Source organism: Mesorhizobium sp. M7A.F.Ca.MR.245.00.0.0 (assembly GCF_003997415.1).
GTDB lineage: Bacteria > Pseudomonadota > Alphaproteobacteria > Rhizobiales > Rhizobiaceae > Mesorhizobium.
This window is the reverse complement of sequence record NZ_RZTE01000020.1, coordinates 66002-81994: the sequence shown is the minus strand read 5'-3', so window position 1 is coordinate 81994 and position 15993 is coordinate 66002. Positions and strand designations below refer to the sequence as shown.

Below are 15993 nucleotides of genomic sequence, written 5' to 3'. Positions count from 1 at the left end.
GGCGGGCGAAGGTTTCGCGCGCCGCGACGAGGCGCCCAGCCGCCGCGACGATTTCGGTGACAGCGTCTGGTTCTCGCTGTCGATCGGGCGTCGGCAGAATGCCGAGCCACGTTGGCTGATCCCGATGCTGTGCCGCACCGGCAGCATCTCGAAGCGCGAGATCGGCGCCATCAAGATGCAGCCGGAAGAGACCTACGTGCAGATATCAGCCGACTGGGCCGACCGCTTCCTGGCCGCGATCGGTCCCGACCGCAAGCTGCAAGGCAACATCCTGGTGAAGCGGCTCGACGGTACGCCCGATCTTTCACGCGCCGGCTATCAGCCGCCAAGCCCCGACAAGAAGCCGCATCGCGGCAAGGCGCCGTTCGACCCAAACGCGCCGAAGCGCAAATTCGAAAAACGTGCACCGGCAGCAGTCGATCAGCGCCCGGCCGCCGCGCATGAGGCAAAGCCATGGGCGAAGAAGCCGGGCAAGCCGAAATTCGACACCACCGGCGCGCCCAAGCACAAGAAGGCGAAGAAGCGGCCCGCCTAGAGCATTTCACCATTTCACGGAAACGGCGATCTGCTCTAACTCTTTGTTTTGACGCAATTCCCAAGGGAAAACGTTATGCGTTTTCCCGGGAAAACCGCTTCACACTTTTCCTAGAATTGCTCTAGGACTTTGGCCGGAGGGACGCGCTTTCCTGCAGGCCAGCCTTGATGGCAGCCCAGCTGGCCGATGCCGGCGTCGGGCGATGCTGCTTTGCGATGCGTTCCGTCAGCGACGAGCGCCAGCCAGAATCCTCCGCCATCCTGCGGATCGCAGCGTACCAGCCGGCCTGGTCATTGGAATCGATCGCCGGCATCAGCCCGCCGCTCGCCTCGATCAGCGACGGCGCGGTCGAAACGATGACGGGAATGCCAAAATCGAGACATTCCGAGGCGCCATAGCCCCAGCCCTCGATATGCGAGGGAAAGACGCCGAAGGAAGCGCTGCGATAATATCGGATGAGCTCCTCATCGCTGATCGCTCCGGTGAACGTAACCTGCTCAAGCAATCTCGGATGGGCCTTGAGATAGGCGCGCAGCGGATCGATCATCCAGCCCCAGCGCCCGGCGCAGACGAGCCGCGGCAGCTTGACGCCCTCGTCGAGCGCCTGCTGCCATATCCGTGCCAGCAGGATGTGGTTCTTGCGCACTTCGATGGTCGAGCAATAGAGCACGAACGGCTCGTCGGCCTCGATGCGCGAAGTCTGGCCGATGCGCGAAGCCGTCTCGTACAGGATGGACGGCATCGGAAACCGGTATACCACCGGCTGCGTGACGCCTGCCTGTTGCATATGATCGGTCAGCGTCGCACCAACTTCGTCGGATGCACAAAATGCCGGCGCGCCGGAACGCACGAGGTGCTCGAGATATGACCCGTAGCGAGCCTCGCCAGGGCTCATACCAACCATGTCGGGGCGCAGTGTCGGGATGAGGTCGTGGCAAAGAAACGCGAGGCCGCCGGCGCGCCCGGAGACGGCGGTTCGGTCATCCCCGGTCAGAATGTGATGGCTGATCAGGACAAAGCCGCGTTCGGTCTCGTTCGGTTGGCTTGGAACCTGACGCGGGGCCGACTGGATCCGCGCCCGCTGGTACAGACGATAGCCCCTGATCAGCAGCCTCGTCGCCTGATAGGCAATCCCTTTGCGGCCATGGGTCACCGTCTTGGCGAGATGGCGGTCGGCGTCGCGCTTGCCCCATGGCTGCTGCCTCACCGCTTCGAGGGCCTGCGACATCGCCGTGCGCCTCCCAGGCCATCGTTTGAGCCGCCAGGGTGAAATCTCGCCCGTCGCGACATGGTCCTGCTCGAAAGGAGCGAGGGGGCGAAACCGGCCTTCCCACGGTCGGAACGCCACCACCTCCACGCTAGGGTCGGGATCGGCCAGGGCTGCGCTGACGAGAAAGCTTTCCACCCGCGGGATGCCGACAAGTCCCTGGCCGGACGGCCAGAACGTCAGGCCGGTGGCGTCGATGGCCAGCCTGGGAAGCCTTCTTTCCCCTCCATCTTCAATCACGGTTTTACTGTCGGGACTCTCGACTGTCATGTCTGCTTCTGTCGAAGGCGGTTGCACTCGATGCTTTATGCTTCATTTGCCGCTAAGACGGTAGCCATGCTGGCTTGCCCATCGGCTCGGGCCTGTGCCACCTTCGGCCGGGACGTGGCGAGAGGGGTGGCAAATGCGCGGCGAAGTGCTTCACTATGACGAGGACCAGGGTTTTGGCTTCATATCCGGGGCCGACGGCAACCGTTACACCTTCACCCGCGAGAACCTGCGCCGGGAAACTGCTATGCGGAAGGGCGCGGCCGTCGAGTTCCAGCCGGGTGGCGGCCAGGCGCGCGACGTTTTTTCGATCACCGCTCCGACTGCCGCTCCCTCCGCCGCCAATCCCAGTGTCAAAGCCGCACCGGCCCAGGCCAGCGTTCCGCCCGCAGTGGCCCCGCCTGCTGCGCAGCATTTCGGCCGATCTTCCGAGACAGCCGAGCCCAGTGATCTCTGGGGCTATTTCTGGCGCGGCGTGACGCAGAACTATTTCAATTTCGCCGGACGCGCCCGCCGCAAGGAATATTGGGGCTACTGCCTGTTCTGGACGGTTTGCCTGCTGATCATCGGCGGCATCGGCCTGTACACCGATATGGATATGGGCGGTTTCGACAGTGATATCTCGGGCGCGATAACGGTCGGGTTGTGCGGCACGTTCCTGCTGGCGACACTCCTTCCCAGCCTCGGCATGATCGTGCGCCGGCTGCACGACATCGGCCTGTCGGGCTGGCTCTGCCTGCTGATCCTGATCCCGACCATCGGCAGCCTGATCATCCTGGTCTTCGCGCTGATCCCGACGCAGGCCCGGGAAAACCAGTGGGGGCCGGTGCCTGCGGGCGTCAGAATATAGTTTGCGTGCATATTGCAATCGCACCCAACCCTGGGTAGCATTCGCCGTAGCTAGCGTGAATGGGGGGCTGGGTATGCGCGGTGCGGTGCTTCACTACGACCAGGATCAGGATTACGGATACATCAACGGTATCGACGGCAAGCGCTATATCTTCACCCATAACGATCTGAATCAGGGGGTGACCCTCGCCAGGGGCGCCCTTGTCGAGTTTCAACCGGATGACGGTACGGCGCACGATATAGTCGCCGTCACCCCGACAGCGCCATCGCCAAGCACGGGCCAGCCACGGCAGCCACGCCGTTCGGCCGAGAGCAGGCCCGCCTATTCCACGGGTCTGTGGGCTTACTTCTGGCGCGCGATAATTGCGGACTATAGCAATTTCAAAGGTCGCGCCCGCCGCAAGGAATTCTGGGCCTTCTGGCTATTCTACACCCTCGGGATATTGGCGCTTCTAGGCTTCGGAATACTCGTTGACCTAGCGTTCAATGGCTTCAAAACCAATGCGGACAGGACGACGATGAGGGCCATAGGGCTCATACCCTTCCTGGTTTTCTTTTCGGGATTGATCCTGCCGTCGATTGCCCTCGTTGTGCGGCGTGTGCATGACGCGGGTCTGAGCGGCTGGTTTGCACTGCTGGGCTTCATCACTCCCATTGGCAGCATTGCCTTGCTGGTCTTCGGACTTCTGCCGTCCCAGGTGGGCGAAAACCCTTGGGGACCAGTGCCGGCAGGCGTCAGGATCTAGCCGCTTTTCAGCGCCTCGCCCGAAAGCCTGAGAAAGACCTTCTGGCCGTGGCGTTCGGCGCCAAGCCGGTCGTAGAAGCGCAGTGCGCCCTCGTTCCAGTCCTCGCTGGTCAGGTCGATGCGGCCGATGCCTTCGCGCAGGCAATGATCGGCGAGAAAGCCGATCAGCGCCCGGCCGACACCAGCATTGCGGGCTTTGTCGCGCACGAACAAATCCTTGAGGAACAGCAGCCGCTCAAGATCGATGCCGGGATGCGCGATCGCCACCGACGCCAGGCCGCCAACCTCGCCGCCGACGAAGGCGAGCGCGAAATGCGGATAGGCCGGGCTTTCCTCGCCAAGCCATTTTCGTGCGGCAGACAGGGCCCGGTCGGCATCGAGAGGTGGCTGCCGGTAGTGAACAGCCATCTCGCACAATATGGCCGCGAGTGCCGCGGCGTCCTCGATCGTCGCCCAGCGGACGTCGACCGTCACGACATCAGCCCAGGAATTTGGCGATGATCGCGTCGCCCATCTCAACCGTACCGACCTCGGTCATGCCATCGGACATGATGTCTTTCGTCCGCAGGCCTTCGTCGAGCACGGCGGCGATCGCGCTTTCGACACGGTCGGCTTCATCGACCATGCCGAAGGAATAGCGCAGGCACATGGCGAAGGAAGCGATCATGGCGATCGGGTTGGCGATGCCCTTGCCGGCAATGTCGGGCGCCGAGCCGTGCACCGGCTCGTACAGCGCCTTGCGCTTCTTGGTCTTCACGTCAGGCGCGCCGAGCGAGGCCGACGGCAGCATACCGATCGATCCGGTCAGCATGGCGGCGATGTCGGACAGCATGTCGCCGAACAGATTGTCGGTGACGATGACGTCGAACTGTTTTGGCCAGCGCACCAGCTGCATGCCGCCGGCATCGGCCAGCATGTGGTCGAGCTTGACGTCGGAATAGCGCGCCTTGTGGGTCTGGGTGACGACCTCGTTCCACAGCACGCCCGACTTCATCACATTGCGCTTTTCCATCGAGGTGACATGGTTCTTGCGCGTGCGTGCCAGTTCGAAAGCGACGCCGGAAATGCGCTCGATCTCGAACGTGTCGTAGACCTGTGTGTCGATGCCGCGCTTCTGGCCGTTGCCGAGATCGATGATCTGCTTGGGTTCGCCGAAATAGACGCCGCCGGTCAGCTCGCGCACGATGAGGATGTCGAGGCCTTCGACCACCTCCTGCTTGAGCGAGGAGGATGCCGCAAGCGCTGGATAGCAGATGGCCGGGCGAAGGTTGGCAAACAGCTCCATGTCCTTGCGCAGCCGCAGCAGGCCGGCCTCAGGGCGTACCTCGTAGGGCACCGCGTCCCATTTCGGACCGCCGACGGCGCCAAACAGCACCGCGTCGGCCGCCATCGCCTTTTCCATGTCGGCATCGGAGATCGCCGCGCCATGCGCGTCATAGGCGCAGCCGCCGACCAGCCCCTCATCGGTGGCGAAACCGCTGCCGAGCTTGTCGTTCATGACCGCGATCAGTTTCTTGACCTCGGCCATGGCCTCGGGACCGATGCCGTCACCGGGGAGCAGGAAAAGATGCTTCGTTGCCATGGAGGAACCGTCCTGGAAAGAATTTGAACCGCGGCCTTGCTAAACGCCAAGCCGGTTGTGCGCAAGGAGTAACGCAGCGATCAAGAACAACCTCGTTCGTTTGCGATCCTTCGCGCTCCCCTCTGCCCCGCCAGCCTCCCGCAAATTGCAGCGCCTTGCCTTCACCGATGCGAGAGAATGTTGACCAGCCGGCCGAACGGATCGCGGACATAGAAGCGGCGCACGCCCCAGGGCTCGTCGGCCGGTCCGTATTCGATGGCGAAGCCCGCCGCTTTCATGGCATCGAGCGCCGCATCGACATCATCGACCTCGATCGAAAGATCCGGCACCGGCGTGCCCGAGCCGCCTTGCGCCATGAAACTGACCTGGACATCCATCTTTGCCTGCGAGCCGTAGGTGGCGATCCAGCCAAGGTCCATAAGCACATCGAGGCCGAGGACATCCTGATAGAAACGCTTGGCCGCAGTGGCATCCGATGTCTCGATATTGGCAACGATGCGCCGGACTTTCATCGTCGGTCGCCTTTCATGCCGTGCGCCGCAACGCCGTCACCTCGATCTCGATCTTCATTTCCGATCTGTTGAGCTGGCAGACGATCATCGTCGCCGCCGGCCTGATGTCGCCGAACGTCTCGCCGAGGATCGGGAAGACCACGTCCACGAAGGCTTGGTCGGTGATGTAGTAATGCGCCCGCACCACGTCGGCCATCTCGAAGCCGCCGTCCTGAAGCGCCTTGCCGATCGTCGCCAGGCAATTGCGCGTCTGCGCCTCCACCGTCTCCGGCATCGTCATCGTCGCGTAGTCGTAGCCGGTCGTCCCGGACACGAAACACCAGTCGCCCTGCACCACGGCGCGCGAATAGCCGGCGGTCTTTTCGAAGGGCGAACCGGTGGAGATGAGTGTGCGCATGGGGCCTCGCAAGTCAGTGCAGCCATATTGCAACGATGAGGCCGCTTCGGCCATGGGCCAACGCAGACCGATTGGCTGTGCAAAACGGTTTCGATGTCGGCGGGACAGCACCCCCCTCTGGCCTGCCGGCCATCTCCCCCGCAAGGAGGGAGATCGGATGCCACGAATGGTTTCGCCAATTGCCAAACGTTGCAGAGATGGGCGGAGCGCTGAAGCTGCCGATCTCCCCCCTTGCGGGGGAGATGCCCGGCAGGGCAGAGGGGGGTGTGAAGGATCGCGGCGGACAATTCTTTTCCGCAGCACGACGACGGTGCGGCTGCCGTCGCGCAAAATACTTAGTTCGCCGCCCCCAGCGCCTTGTCCAGCGCCGCCTTCACATCCGCCGGCCATGTCGCCACATCAGGCCAGGCGTTCGGCTTGCCATTGTCGCCGCGGCGCGCAAAATAGAGCTTGTGCTGGGCCGGGTCGACCGCCATGAAGCCGTCATTGCCGCCGCAGTCATGCGGCACGCAGCCGCTGGCGAAGAAGGCGCCCGAAGCGGTCTTTTCCGTGCCGCCGCCGACCAGCAGGCTGGTCGCCATGTCGGGCATGTCCTTGCCGAGCAGCTTTTCGGCTTCCTTGTAGACGGCTTCGTTGTGGAAGGCGTCGATGATGTTCTGGTACTTTTCCGGATCGATGTCTTTCCAGTCCGTGCCGGGTTCCGGCATGTAGGTCAGATTGCCCGAAATCGTCAGCCCATCGGTCGGCGACCATTGCAAAGCCGGCTTCTCATCCCCCGGCAACAGATAGGGCACGAAATAGATGGCGTTGTCGGACACGGCCGAGGGCGGCGCGCCGCACTGGTCCTGCTCGACCGTGGTGCTCTGGATGGTGCCGCCTTCCGGTTTCCAGACGATCACCGTCGCAGGCCCGCATTGATTGCCGCCGTCGCCGACATCGAACAGCGCCACCTTGACGCCGCCGACCTCGACTATTTTGTCGAAGAAGACGTCATAGTTGGTGGCCAGCTGCTTGCCGTCATAGGCAAGCACCTTCTCACCGTCCTGTTCCGGTTGGGTGATGGTCAGCGTGCCGCCCTCGAAGGGTACAGGCGCCTGGCTGTCGTCATCGTCGGCTAAGGCCACATTGTTGTTGGTGCTCGGCGCGCTCTGGCCGGCGGCCCCGCCGGACGCATCGTCAGCCGGCACGAGCACCCTGTCGGTCTGTGCATGCGCGCCAGCCAGCGGCATCAGCATCCACGCCAGCGCACAGACGCCGGCAAGAAGCGAACGTGTCATGACTGTCCCTCCGTTCAGCGCAACGAGCCCGGCGCAACGAATCCGGCCTGAAAGCGGCCGGGCCTATCCGCCTGGAGTGTGCACCGCTCAGGCCCAGGGGCGCTGTTCGGCGTTGCGCTTCTCGAACGAGGCGATGGCGCCGGCCTTCTCCATGGTCAGGCCGATGTCGTCGAGCCCGTTGAGCAGGCAGTGCCGCTTGAAATCGTCAAGGTCGAAGGTGACGACACCGCCGTCGGGACCACGGATTTCCTTGGATTCGAGGTCGACCGACACGGTGGCATTGGAGCCGCGCGAGGCGTCGTCCATCAGCTTCTCGAGATCCTCGGGGCTGACGGTGATCGGCAGGATGCCGTTCTTGAAGCAGTTGTTGTAGAAAATGTCGGCGAACGAGGTCGAGATGACGCAGCGAATGCCGAAGTCGAGCAGCGCCCATGGGGCATGCTCGCGGCTGGAACCGCAGCCGAAATTGTCGCCGGCAACCAGGATCTGCGCCTTGCGGTAGGCCGGCTTGTTGAGCACGAAATCCGGATTTTCCGAGCCGTCATCCTTGTAGCGCATTTCGGCGAACAGGCCGGTGCCGAGCCCGGTGCGCTTGATCGTCTTGAGGTAATCCTTCGGGATGATCATGTCGGTGTCGACATTGACGATCGGCATCGGAGCGGCGACGCCGGTGAGCTTGGTGAACTTTTCCATGGCTTTTGCCCGTGTTTTCGTTGCGGGGGGATTGCTGAGGCACGGTTTACACAAAGCCGGCAGCAAATAAAAGGCAACTGTTCGTGCACGGTGGCACAAGCCAGCCCGATGGTGCAGTCTGGCGGCCATGGCAGAAAACGCACACGTCCTCTATAACAGCGAACCCGCGCTCGACATCGCCGAGTTCCGGCGTGTGCTGGTCGAATCCGGCCTCGGCGAGACACGGCCGGTCGATGATGAAGCACGGCTGCGGGCGATGCTGTCGGGCGCCAATCTGGTGCTGACCGCGCGTCTCGACGTCGAAGGCAAGCCGCTGGTCGGCGTGATCAGAGGCATCACCGACTTCTCCTGGGTCTGCTACATCTCCGAACTCGCCGTTTCCCGATCGGCACAGGGGCTCGGCATCGGCAAGGGCCTGATGGACGAGGCGCGCCGGCAGCTTGGACCGTCGGTCGCCATCAGCCTGATCTCCATGCCCGACGCCGTCGGCTTCTACGAACGTATCGGCATGAAGCGCATGGCCGACGCCTTCTGGTTCGACCGCAAGGGCTGAGGTCGGCGCAGGCCTTTGACGTTGGAGGCGCACACCCCTCTCTGCCCTGCCAACGCTCAAATCACGTTCAATTCCCGGAACGCCCGCCCTTCCGCGACTCGACCATACCCGAACGCCGAACAATCCACCGTGCGATAGCCGCCATGCACGATCAGTTCGGCCAGCGCCTTGCCGACCGCCGGCGCCTGCTGCAGGCCGTGGCCGGAGAATCCGTTGGCGAAGATGAAATTCCCGACCTGCGGATGCGGACCGATCACCGCGTTCTGGTCGAGCGTGTTGTAGTCGTAGTGGCCGGCCCAGGCGCGAGTCGGCTTGATCGCCTCGAAGGCGGGAATGCGGGTCGCCAACACCGGCCAGATCACCTCTTCGAACAGCGGCCAGTTTACCTCGAAGTCGCCGGGATCGGGGGCGCGGTCGCCTTCCTCCGGTTCGGCGCCGCCGGTGAGGTAGACCGAGCCTTCAGGACGGACATAGATGCCGGAGGGATCGACCAGCAGCGGCATGTCGGCATACTTCTCGCGCGCCTCGAAGACGAAGACGTTGCGCTTGCGCGGCTCGACCGGCAGCTCAAGCCCGGCCATGGCAGCCACCTTGCCGGCGTTCGGGCCGGCGGCGTTGACGACGATGCCAGCCTCCAGCGTCTCGCCATTGCCGAGGCTCACCTCGGTGACGCGGTTGCCATCGCGCGCGATGCCGGTGACATCGGCGGCGATGAAATCGACTTTCTTCTGCCGCAGCGCCTTGCGGAACAGCGTCAGCATCGCATGGGCGTCGAACCAGCCTTCGCCGGTGCGGCCATAGGCGCCGGCTGAAATGCCCTCGGTCGACAGCCACGGGAACCGGCGCGTAAGCTGGTCGGCATCCTCGAGCACGATGTCGGCGCCCTCGGCCATCTGCGCCTCGTGATTGCTCTTGAGGATCGGCAAGCCGTCCTCGCCGGCAAGGATCAGATAGCCGCCTTCGCGAAAGCCGATATCGGCGTCGGCGCCGAACTCTTCCTTCAGCCGCCGGAACAGCTTCAGCGTGAACTGCGACAGGCGGATGTTTTCCGGGATCGAGAATTGCTGGCGGATCGAGGCCATGGACAGCGTCGTTGCCGCATGCGCGAATTGCGGATCACGCTCGACCAGCGCGATCGTGCCGGAAAACCCTTGCTCACGCAGATAATAGGCGACCGAGGAGCCGACGATGGCTCCGCCGATGATGACGATGTCGTAGCGCATGTTCTCTCCGATCCGGCCGATGGTGTCCTTCACGCCACCGGCAGAATGATCTCGAAGCGCGTGCCGCGTTCGCTGTCAACCAGCGCGATCATACCATCATGCGCTTTCAGGAGGGCCAGCACGATGCCAAGGCCCATGCCGGTGCCGCCCTGCTCGCGCCGCGTGGTGAAGAACGGCTCGAAAATGCGCGCCCGGTTGCTCGGCGAAATGCCGGCGCCGTCGTCGCTGACCAGGATGCTCGCCTTGCCGCCGGCGCTCGTAGCCGAGACAGAAACCGCCGTCGCGCCGTGCCTGGCCGAATTGTCGATGAGATTGGCCAGCACGATAGCCGCGTTCTCGGCCGATATGCGCAAGCCGATTTCGCTGCCGGCTCCGACGCGAACCGCCAGCCTGTTATCGACGGGAAGCAGCGCCAGCACAGCATTGATCGAGGTGCTTTCGCCGCTGGGTGCAAGATTTTCGGCCTTCGCCAGATCGAGCAGCCGCCGCACCAGCAGGTTGAGCCGTCCCGCATCGGTGACGATATTGTCTGAGAAGCGCCGCCGCTCCGTATCGTCCATCGCGCCACCGGAATCGCGCAGCAATTCGGCCGCGCCCTGGATCGCCGTCAGCGGCGATTTGAGCTCGTGCGACACATGGGTGGCGAAAGTCTGGATTGAGTCCGACCGCGCCTGAAGCTTCTCGGCCATATCGAGGAAGGCCGCGGACAGCTCCGCCATCTCTCGCGTGCCGTGATGGTCGAGCGGCCGGATCGCCGTGCGGTCGCCGGCGGCGATGCGCTCGGTGCGGTCGATCAGCGCATAGATCGGCCGGCTGACGGTGCGCAGGAAGATGAGACCGATGAGCAGCGTGCCGCCGAGAATGGCAATCGCCGCCAACGTCACCTTGCCGCGTTCGCCATAGAGATGTTTGATGATGTTGTTGGGCGTCCGCGACACATAGACCACGCCGGCGACCTTGCCATCGACGGCGACCGGCAAAGCGGCGAAGACACGCACCTTGGTGCCGCGGCTGACCGAATAAAGCGGCGGCGTCGGCTGGTCGGGAATGCGCAGCCTGAGCGCGCTGGCATAGCGGCCGGCAAGTGCTGTGCGCACCTCTTCGGCCGCACTGAGCGACTGGCCGACCTCGCCGCGCCCGGCAATGACGACGCCCCGGGGATCGAGCAGCCGGAAGCCGGCCAGCGTGGTTTTCTGCGTGGCGTCGAGAATACCGGACAGGCGCGCACCGATCGCCGCGAAGGCAGGATCGGCGGTGGCAGCGATCGCCGCCGGCCGGGTCGGCAGCACATAGTCGGAGGCGAGATCGAGTTGCGGCTCGATCGGCTTGTACAGCGGGCCCGGATTTACGCTTCGGCTTGAATCCCCGCCTGGCCCCGGCATCGGCGCGCCGAGCTTGTCCGCCGCAATGCCGGCGTCGCGCACATCCTGCGCAAAGATGGCGGCGATGGCCGCCCCTTGCGCGATCAGCTCCGCTTCGGTCTGGCGGATCAGCTGGTTCTCGTAGAGGCGGAAGAAGAACAAGCCGACCAATGGCAGGGCCATCACCATGATCAGGATGGCGACGACGACCGTGGCAAGCCGTGGCCGCCACTTGCGGCCGATCCATTTGCCGGAAGTCGTCAGCCGCATCGGCCGAGCCGGAAGCCGACGCCATGCACCGTCTCGATAACGTCAGGGCAACCCACTGCTGCCAGCTTGGCGCGGATGTTGCGGATGTGGCTGTCGACGGTGCGGCCGGCGACATGGATATTTGCGGCATAGGCGCTGGCCATCACCGCGTCGCGGTCGAGCACATGCGCGGGCCGCGCCAGAAACCCTTTCAAAATCGAGAATTCGATCCCCGTCAGGGCAAGCGCCTTGCCGTCAAAGCTGGCAGCGTGACTGGCCGGCGCCAGAGCCAATTTGCCATGCGAAAACTGCCTGTTGTCGACCGGCTCGGACGCCGCCGGGCGGGCGCGCCGCAGGATGACGTTGACGCGGGCGACCAGTTCGCGCGGGCTGAATGGTTTCGTCACATAGTCGTCGCCGCCCATTTCGAGCCCGAGGATGCGGTCGATCTCCTCGTCGCGCGCGGACAGGAACAGCACCGGCACATCGGATGTGTGCCGCAGTCGCCGGCAGACCTCCAGCCCGTCCATCTCCGGCATGCCGATGTCGAGCACGACAAGGTCGGGCGTCCGGCGTCCGATCGCCTGCAAGGCGGCGGCACCGTCGGCCACCCCTGTCGTTTTCATGCCGGCCTTTTCCAGCGCAAAGCAGATCACCTCGCGGATGTGCGGGTCATCGTCGGCGACGAGGATGTGATGCGGCATGGATCAGCGGCCCGGCATGGAAGGTTCGATAGCGGAGGGAATCACGAACGGCCCCTTGGTGTCGAGATATCGAAGCAGCCGCCAGTCGCGAAAGCTCCAGGCCCGCCAGTTCTGCTGGATAGTTCGATACCAGATTTCATCGCTGCCGCGCACGCCAGCCAGTTCGCGGACAGTGCCGGCGGCCGCCGTCTTGCCCTGCTGCTCGAGGAAGCGATCAAGTGCGGGAAACGCGCCAGGACCGAGCGAGTGAAGATACCAGGCGTCTAGGGGAATGCCCTGGCCGGTCATTTCGAGGGAATGGTCGACATTGTAGTTGGCGATCGTCGCTGCAAAATTGATGAAACAGCCGGCATAAAGCGTCAGAGATAACGTCAGAAGATTGGCGGACAGCAGCCATTCGTTGGATTTTCTCAGCGCGATGCGGGCAATGATCAGGGCAAGGCCTGCTGCCACCAGCCCCATCCAGACAAAGGCGGCGACGCGCCAGTAGGTCAATGCATAGATGCCGACATAGAGGTCGAGCCGCAGGATCGACGAAATGACCAGCATGATGTTCTGCGCCACCCAGGCATAGACCAGCCGGCGGATAAGCGGATCGGCCGATGTCTCGCTGCCTGGCCGCAGCGCCGCCAGCACGAAGCCGGCGGCAAGCAGCGCGGTGACGATCAGGGGATAGGCGCCACGATGCGCGTAGGAGGCGTAGCTCAGCCCGTCGGGAAGGGCGGCCCCGCCCCACAGATAGGTGGCGTCGAGCGCCGTCTGCAGCGCAAACAGGATGTTGAAGACGATCAGGGCGCGCAGGATGGCGGCCTTGCCGAACAGGATGTCTTCGATGGTGGTGGCGGTTTTGTCGGCTTGAGCGCTGACCGCCGGCGCCGCGCGCGGGATGCGGCGAACCAGGCGCGGCAGGCGCGGCCGCAGAAAAGCCCAGACAGCAGCGAGCACGAACAGCCAGAAGGCAATCCGCGCCAGCTGGATAAGATCGAGCAGCCTCACGAGGTCGATCAGCGACAGCCAGTAGTCGATCACCGGATTGGCGGCGCCGAACAGCGCCAGGAAGACCGCGCCCAGCGTCAGCGGCATCACCCAGACAGCGATCGCCGCCAGCCGGATGCGCCGCCGGCCGAACCGCCGCGCCGTCCTGCGCCAGCGGATGAAATCATTGGCGAAGCGGAACGGCGCCGCCAGCCCGAACAGCACGATCTGCCCGGCAATGCGGGCGATGCTGTGCCGCAGCCGCCCGCTCAGCGAAAGCGCAAAGACGGTCAGCGCCGCCAGCGCGATCGAAACCGACAGGGTGCTGACGTTTTCAGCCAGCGGCAGCAGCGCGACAAGCAAGGCGATGGGCTTGAGCCACACCCGACCGTCGCTGAAAGCCGCCGGATGCACGGCGACAACCGCGGCGGCAATCAGCAGGGCGAACAGGAAAACCGTGATCCCGGCGGGCTGGCCGTAGAACAGGAAATCCGCAAGTGCCGCCAGCAGGATGGCGACACCGAAGCGGCTGCAATAGCTCGGCGCGGCGGAGAGCAACGCTGTCATGATCGGGCTTTCCTGATGGCGTCCCGCCGGGTTGCCGGCGGGCTCTTGCGGACAAAGGGAATGAGGGTTGCGACGGGACACACGCGCGGCGCATCGACCAGCCACCAATCTTCGCGGCGCAGCCGGTAAGGCAGACGGAGTTTGGCTCGCTTGTGCATGCCGCCTGTTTGTCAGGCAGGCGGGGAAAGGGTGAGGCGGATCGGAGGAGGTTTTCCGCAGGCCTGTGCAGTTTTCGTGCAGAGGCCAGACCTGCCAATCTCCCCCCCTCGTGGGGGAGATCGGACTGTCCTGCGCGCTTGCCTCACCTGCCCACACGCGGCATAGATCACCCATGGAAACCTACCGCCCGCGCCGCTCCGTGCTCTATATCCCGGCTTCCAACGACAAGGCGCTGGCCAAGATCGCGCAGCTTGCCTGCGATGCAGTCATCATCGACCTGGAGGATGCCGTCGCCCCGGCCGACAAGATCGCTGCTCGCGCAAAACTGGCCGGCATTTTCGCCGGCCATTCCGAGAGACGCTGCGAGCTGGTCGTGCGCATCAATGCGCTGGCAACCGAATGGGGCGCCGACGATTTGCTGGCCGCCGCAGGCTGCGAGCCCGACGGTATCCTGTTGCCCAAGGTCGACACGCCGCGCGACCTGCTCGAGGCCGGCGATGTGCTTGACGACAATTTCGCTCCCGACAGCGTGAAACTATGGGCGATGATCGAGACGCCCAAGGCGCTGCTCAACATCGGCGCCATCGCCGAGCTTGGCCGCGATCCGGCCTCGCGGCTCAATTGTTTCGTTGCCGGAACGAATGATCTGGTCAAGGAGACCGGCATTCTGGTTACGCCTGATCGACGCTACCTCGTGCCATGGCTGATGCAGATGGTGCTGGCCGCGCGTGCCGGCGGCATCGACATGCTTGACGGCGTCTCCAACGATTTTCGCGACCTCGACGCTTTCACCCAGGAATGCGCGGAAGCCGCGGCCATGGGGTTCGACGGCAAGAGCCTCATCCACCCGGCCCAGATCGAAGCCGCCAACCGCACCTTCGCACCGTCCGCGGAAGCGATGGCCGAGGCGCGCTCGGTGAAGGAAGCCTTCGCGCTCGCCGAGAATGCCGGCAAGGGCGTGATCGCGATGAACGGCAGGATGGTCGAGCGGCTGCATCTGACGCAGGCCGAAAAACTGCTGGCGAAGGCAGCCGCCATCGGGTCATAAATGCTCGATGGATGCGAGCTAGCTATGGCTACTCACGACAGGAATTGAACAATGAAACTCTATCGCTTTCTGTCCGCTCCGGACGATGCCAGCTTCTGCCACAAGGTGACGGCGGCGCTGAACAAGGGCTGGCACCTGTTCGGCTCGCCGACCTATGCCTACGACAAGAAAGCCAAAACGATGCGTTGCGGCCAGGCCGTGGTCAAGGATATCGACGGCCAGGAATACGGGCCCGATACCAAGCTCAGCGACTGGTAGGGGACAGCGCCTTGCATGCGGATCAGGCAGCCTCGGCGATATCGAGGCGCACGGTAAGTCCGGCCCGTGCCGCAAGGTTGATCAACGTGTCCAGGCTGAAATTCGCGATCCTGCCCCGCAAGAGGTCGCTAAGGCGCGGCTGCGTGATTCCGAGCCGCTCGGCTGCTTCGGCCTGGGTAATTTTCCAGCTCCGCACCCGCTGTTCAATCGCGATCAGCAAATTGGAGCGCATGGCCATATTGGCAGCCTCGGCCGGAGTATCTTCCAGCGCATCCCAGACATTTTCAAAGCTCTGACGTTCCATTGTCACGACTCCGCTAATTTGCTTGAACCGCGATGCGGCAAGCTCCAGGTCTCGTTTCGCCGTCTGCTGCTTCTTCTTCTGGAAGGCGTGCAGCACATAGACGGCGTCCCCTATGCTCGCGACATAAAGCACCCGAAACGCTCCCGCGTCGTCCCGGACGCGGATTTCCCGCACGCCGGGACCTACCGTCGTCATCGGCTTCCAGTCGCTTGGCTCAATCCGAACTGCACCTTGTGCAACTGAACGCCTGTTTCCTTGCGCGCCGCCTCTGGAAAATCCCGAAGCTGGGCAAGAGAATCTCCAAGAAACTCCAGGCGCTTCATCACTGGCATTGACCAGCCTTATATCAAAACCTGTATAATTGAGCAAGGCGGAGGTCACCGCCATCAGCCGCGCGTGATCGGCTCGCCAAAGCTGGGGCAGGCCGAACTCAAGGAGATCGGCGGTCAGAATAGGGACGGAATCCAG

Annotated in this window: 18 protein-coding genes and 1 pseudogene; 6 read left to right on the top strand and 13 right to left on the bottom strand. The window is 63.8% G+C overall.

All coding sequences use genetic code 11. The annotated features are described in order from the left end of the window. Positions 1-535: DbpA RNA binding domain-containing protein (locus EOB80_RS35410; RefSeq protein WP_245466402.1), on the top strand; the 535-nt coding region annotated here is incomplete at its 5' end. Positions 536-656: 121 nt separating this feature from the next. Here the strand turns inward: EOB80_RS35410 and EOB80_RS20410 are convergent. Continuing rightward, on the bottom strand, positions 657-2072 hold the full coding sequence (locus EOB80_RS20410; RefSeq protein ID WP_127329319.1) for a glycosyltransferase: 1416 nt from the start codon (positions 2070-2072) through the stop codon (positions 657-659). 133 nt (positions 2073-2205) lie between these two features. Here EOB80_RS20410 and EOB80_RS20405 point away from each other — a divergent pair, with 133 nt between their 5' ends. Together EOB80_RS20405 and EOB80_RS20400 are read left to right on the top strand one after the other, a co-directional pair. Further along, positions 2206-2919 carry a DUF805 domain-containing protein gene (locus EOB80_RS20405; protein WP_127329317.1) on the top strand — a complete coding sequence of 238 codons (714 nt, stop codon included), beginning with the start codon at positions 2206-2208 and terminating at the stop codon, positions 2917-2919. 73 nt (positions 2920-2992) lie between these two features. Further along, positions 2993-3664 carry a DUF805 domain-containing protein gene (locus EOB80_RS20400; protein ID WP_127329315.1) on the top strand — a complete coding sequence of 224 codons (672 nt, stop codon included), beginning with the start codon at positions 2993-2995 and terminating at the stop codon, positions 3662-3664. On the opposite strand, the gene EOB80_RS20395 is transcribed toward EOB80_RS20400, so the two are convergent. The 6 genes from EOB80_RS20395 to leuD form a co-directional block, all read right to left on the bottom strand. Then, on the bottom strand, positions 3661-4137 hold the full coding sequence (locus EOB80_RS20395; protein WP_127329313.1) for a GNAT family N-acetyltransferase: 477 nt from the start codon (positions 4135-4137) through the stop codon (positions 3661-3663). The genes EOB80_RS20400 and EOB80_RS20395 overlap by 4 nt on opposite strands. 4 nt (positions 4138-4141) lie before the next feature. Then, positions 4142-5245, bottom strand: coding sequence for a 3-isopropylmalate dehydrogenase (gene leuB, locus EOB80_RS20390; protein WP_127329311.1), 1104 nt, complete (start codon positions 5243-5245; stop codon positions 4142-4144). Between the two features lie 161 nt (positions 5246-5406). Next, positions 5407-5757 carry a VOC family protein gene (locus EOB80_RS20385; RefSeq protein WP_127321871.1) on the bottom strand — a complete coding sequence of 117 codons (351 nt, stop codon included), beginning with the start codon at positions 5755-5757 and terminating at the stop codon, positions 5407-5409. Positions 5758-5770: 13 nt separating this feature from the next. Next, positions 5771-6154: a RidA family protein gene (locus EOB80_RS20380; RefSeq protein ID WP_127271321.1), complete on the bottom strand. Its 384-nt coding sequence runs from the start codon at positions 6152-6154 to the stop codon at positions 5771-5773. A gap of 335 nt (positions 6155-6489) precedes the next feature. Next, entirely contained in the window at positions 6490-7431 is a 942-nt protein-coding gene (locus tag EOB80_RS20370) for a hypothetical protein (protein ID WP_127329308.1), read from the bottom strand. 87 nt (positions 7432-7518) lie between these two features. After that, positions 7519-8124 (bottom strand): 3-isopropylmalate dehydratase small subunit, encoded by a 606-nt coding sequence (leuD, locus tag EOB80_RS20365; protein ID WP_127329306.1) that lies wholly within the window; start codon positions 8122-8124, stop codon positions 7519-7521. 127 nt (positions 8125-8251) lie between these two features. On the opposite strand from leuD, the gene EOB80_RS20360 reads away from it, so the two are divergent. Continuing rightward, on the top strand, positions 8252-8677 hold the full coding sequence (locus tag EOB80_RS20360) for a GNAT family N-acetyltransferase (RefSeq protein ID WP_127329304.1): 426 nt from the start codon (positions 8252-8254) through the stop codon (positions 8675-8677). A 56-nt stretch (positions 8678-8733) separates the two neighbouring features. Here the strand turns inward: EOB80_RS20360 and EOB80_RS20355 are convergent, their stop codons facing one another. Genes EOB80_RS20355 through EOB80_RS20340 form a run of 4 tightly spaced genes read right to left on the bottom strand, consistent with a single transcriptional unit; the run spans position 8734 to position 13756 of the window. Then, positions 8734-9900 carry an FAD-binding oxidoreductase gene (locus EOB80_RS20355; protein ID WP_127329302.1) on the bottom strand — a complete coding sequence of 389 codons (1167 nt, stop codon included), beginning with the start codon at positions 9898-9900 and terminating at the stop codon, positions 8734-8736. A 29-nt stretch (positions 9901-9929) separates the two neighbouring features. Then, positions 9930-11531, bottom strand: coding sequence for an ATP-binding protein (locus EOB80_RS20350; protein ID WP_127329300.1), 1602 nt, complete (start codon positions 11529-11531; stop codon positions 9930-9932). After that, a complete protein-coding gene (locus tag EOB80_RS20345) occupies positions 11522-12214 on the bottom strand; it encodes a response regulator transcription factor (protein WP_127329298.1) in 693 nt (230 codons plus the stop codon). Before EOB80_RS20345 ends, EOB80_RS20350 begins: the two co-directional genes overlap by 10 nt. A 3-nt stretch (positions 12215-12217) precedes the next feature. Further along, complete coding sequence (locus tag EOB80_RS20340; RefSeq protein ID WP_127329296.1) at positions 12218-13756, bottom strand: DUF4173 domain-containing protein; 1539 nt, start codon at positions 13754-13756, stop codon at positions 12218-12220. A gap of 331 nt (positions 13757-14087) precedes the next feature. Here EOB80_RS20340 and EOB80_RS20335 point away from each other — a divergent pair, with 331 nt between their 5' ends. Further along, on the top strand, positions 14088-14963 hold the full coding sequence (locus EOB80_RS20335) for a CoA ester lyase (protein ID WP_127329294.1): 876 nt from the start codon (positions 14088-14090) through the stop codon (positions 14961-14963). A 51-nt stretch (positions 14964-15014) separates the two neighbouring features. After that, positions 15015-15221: a DUF1737 domain-containing protein gene (locus EOB80_RS20330; protein WP_127261267.1), complete on the top strand. Its 207-nt coding sequence runs from the start codon at positions 15015-15017 to the stop codon at positions 15219-15221. A gap of 22 nt (positions 15222-15243) precedes the next feature. Here the strand turns inward: EOB80_RS20330 and EOB80_RS35405 are convergent, their stop codons facing one another. Both EOB80_RS35405 and EOB80_RS35400 read right to left on the bottom strand, forming a co-directional pair. Further along, positions 15244-15525, bottom strand: a complete 282-nt coding sequence (locus EOB80_RS35405) for an XRE family transcriptional regulator (RefSeq protein WP_245466406.1) — start codon at positions 15523-15525, stop codon at positions 15244-15246. A 15-nt stretch (positions 15526-15540) separates the two neighbouring features. Then, positions 15541-15848 (bottom strand): annotated as a pseudogene (locus EOB80_RS35400) (type II toxin-antitoxin system RelE/ParE family toxin); the annotation flags it as partial. Positions 15849-15993: the final 145 nt, after the last annotated feature.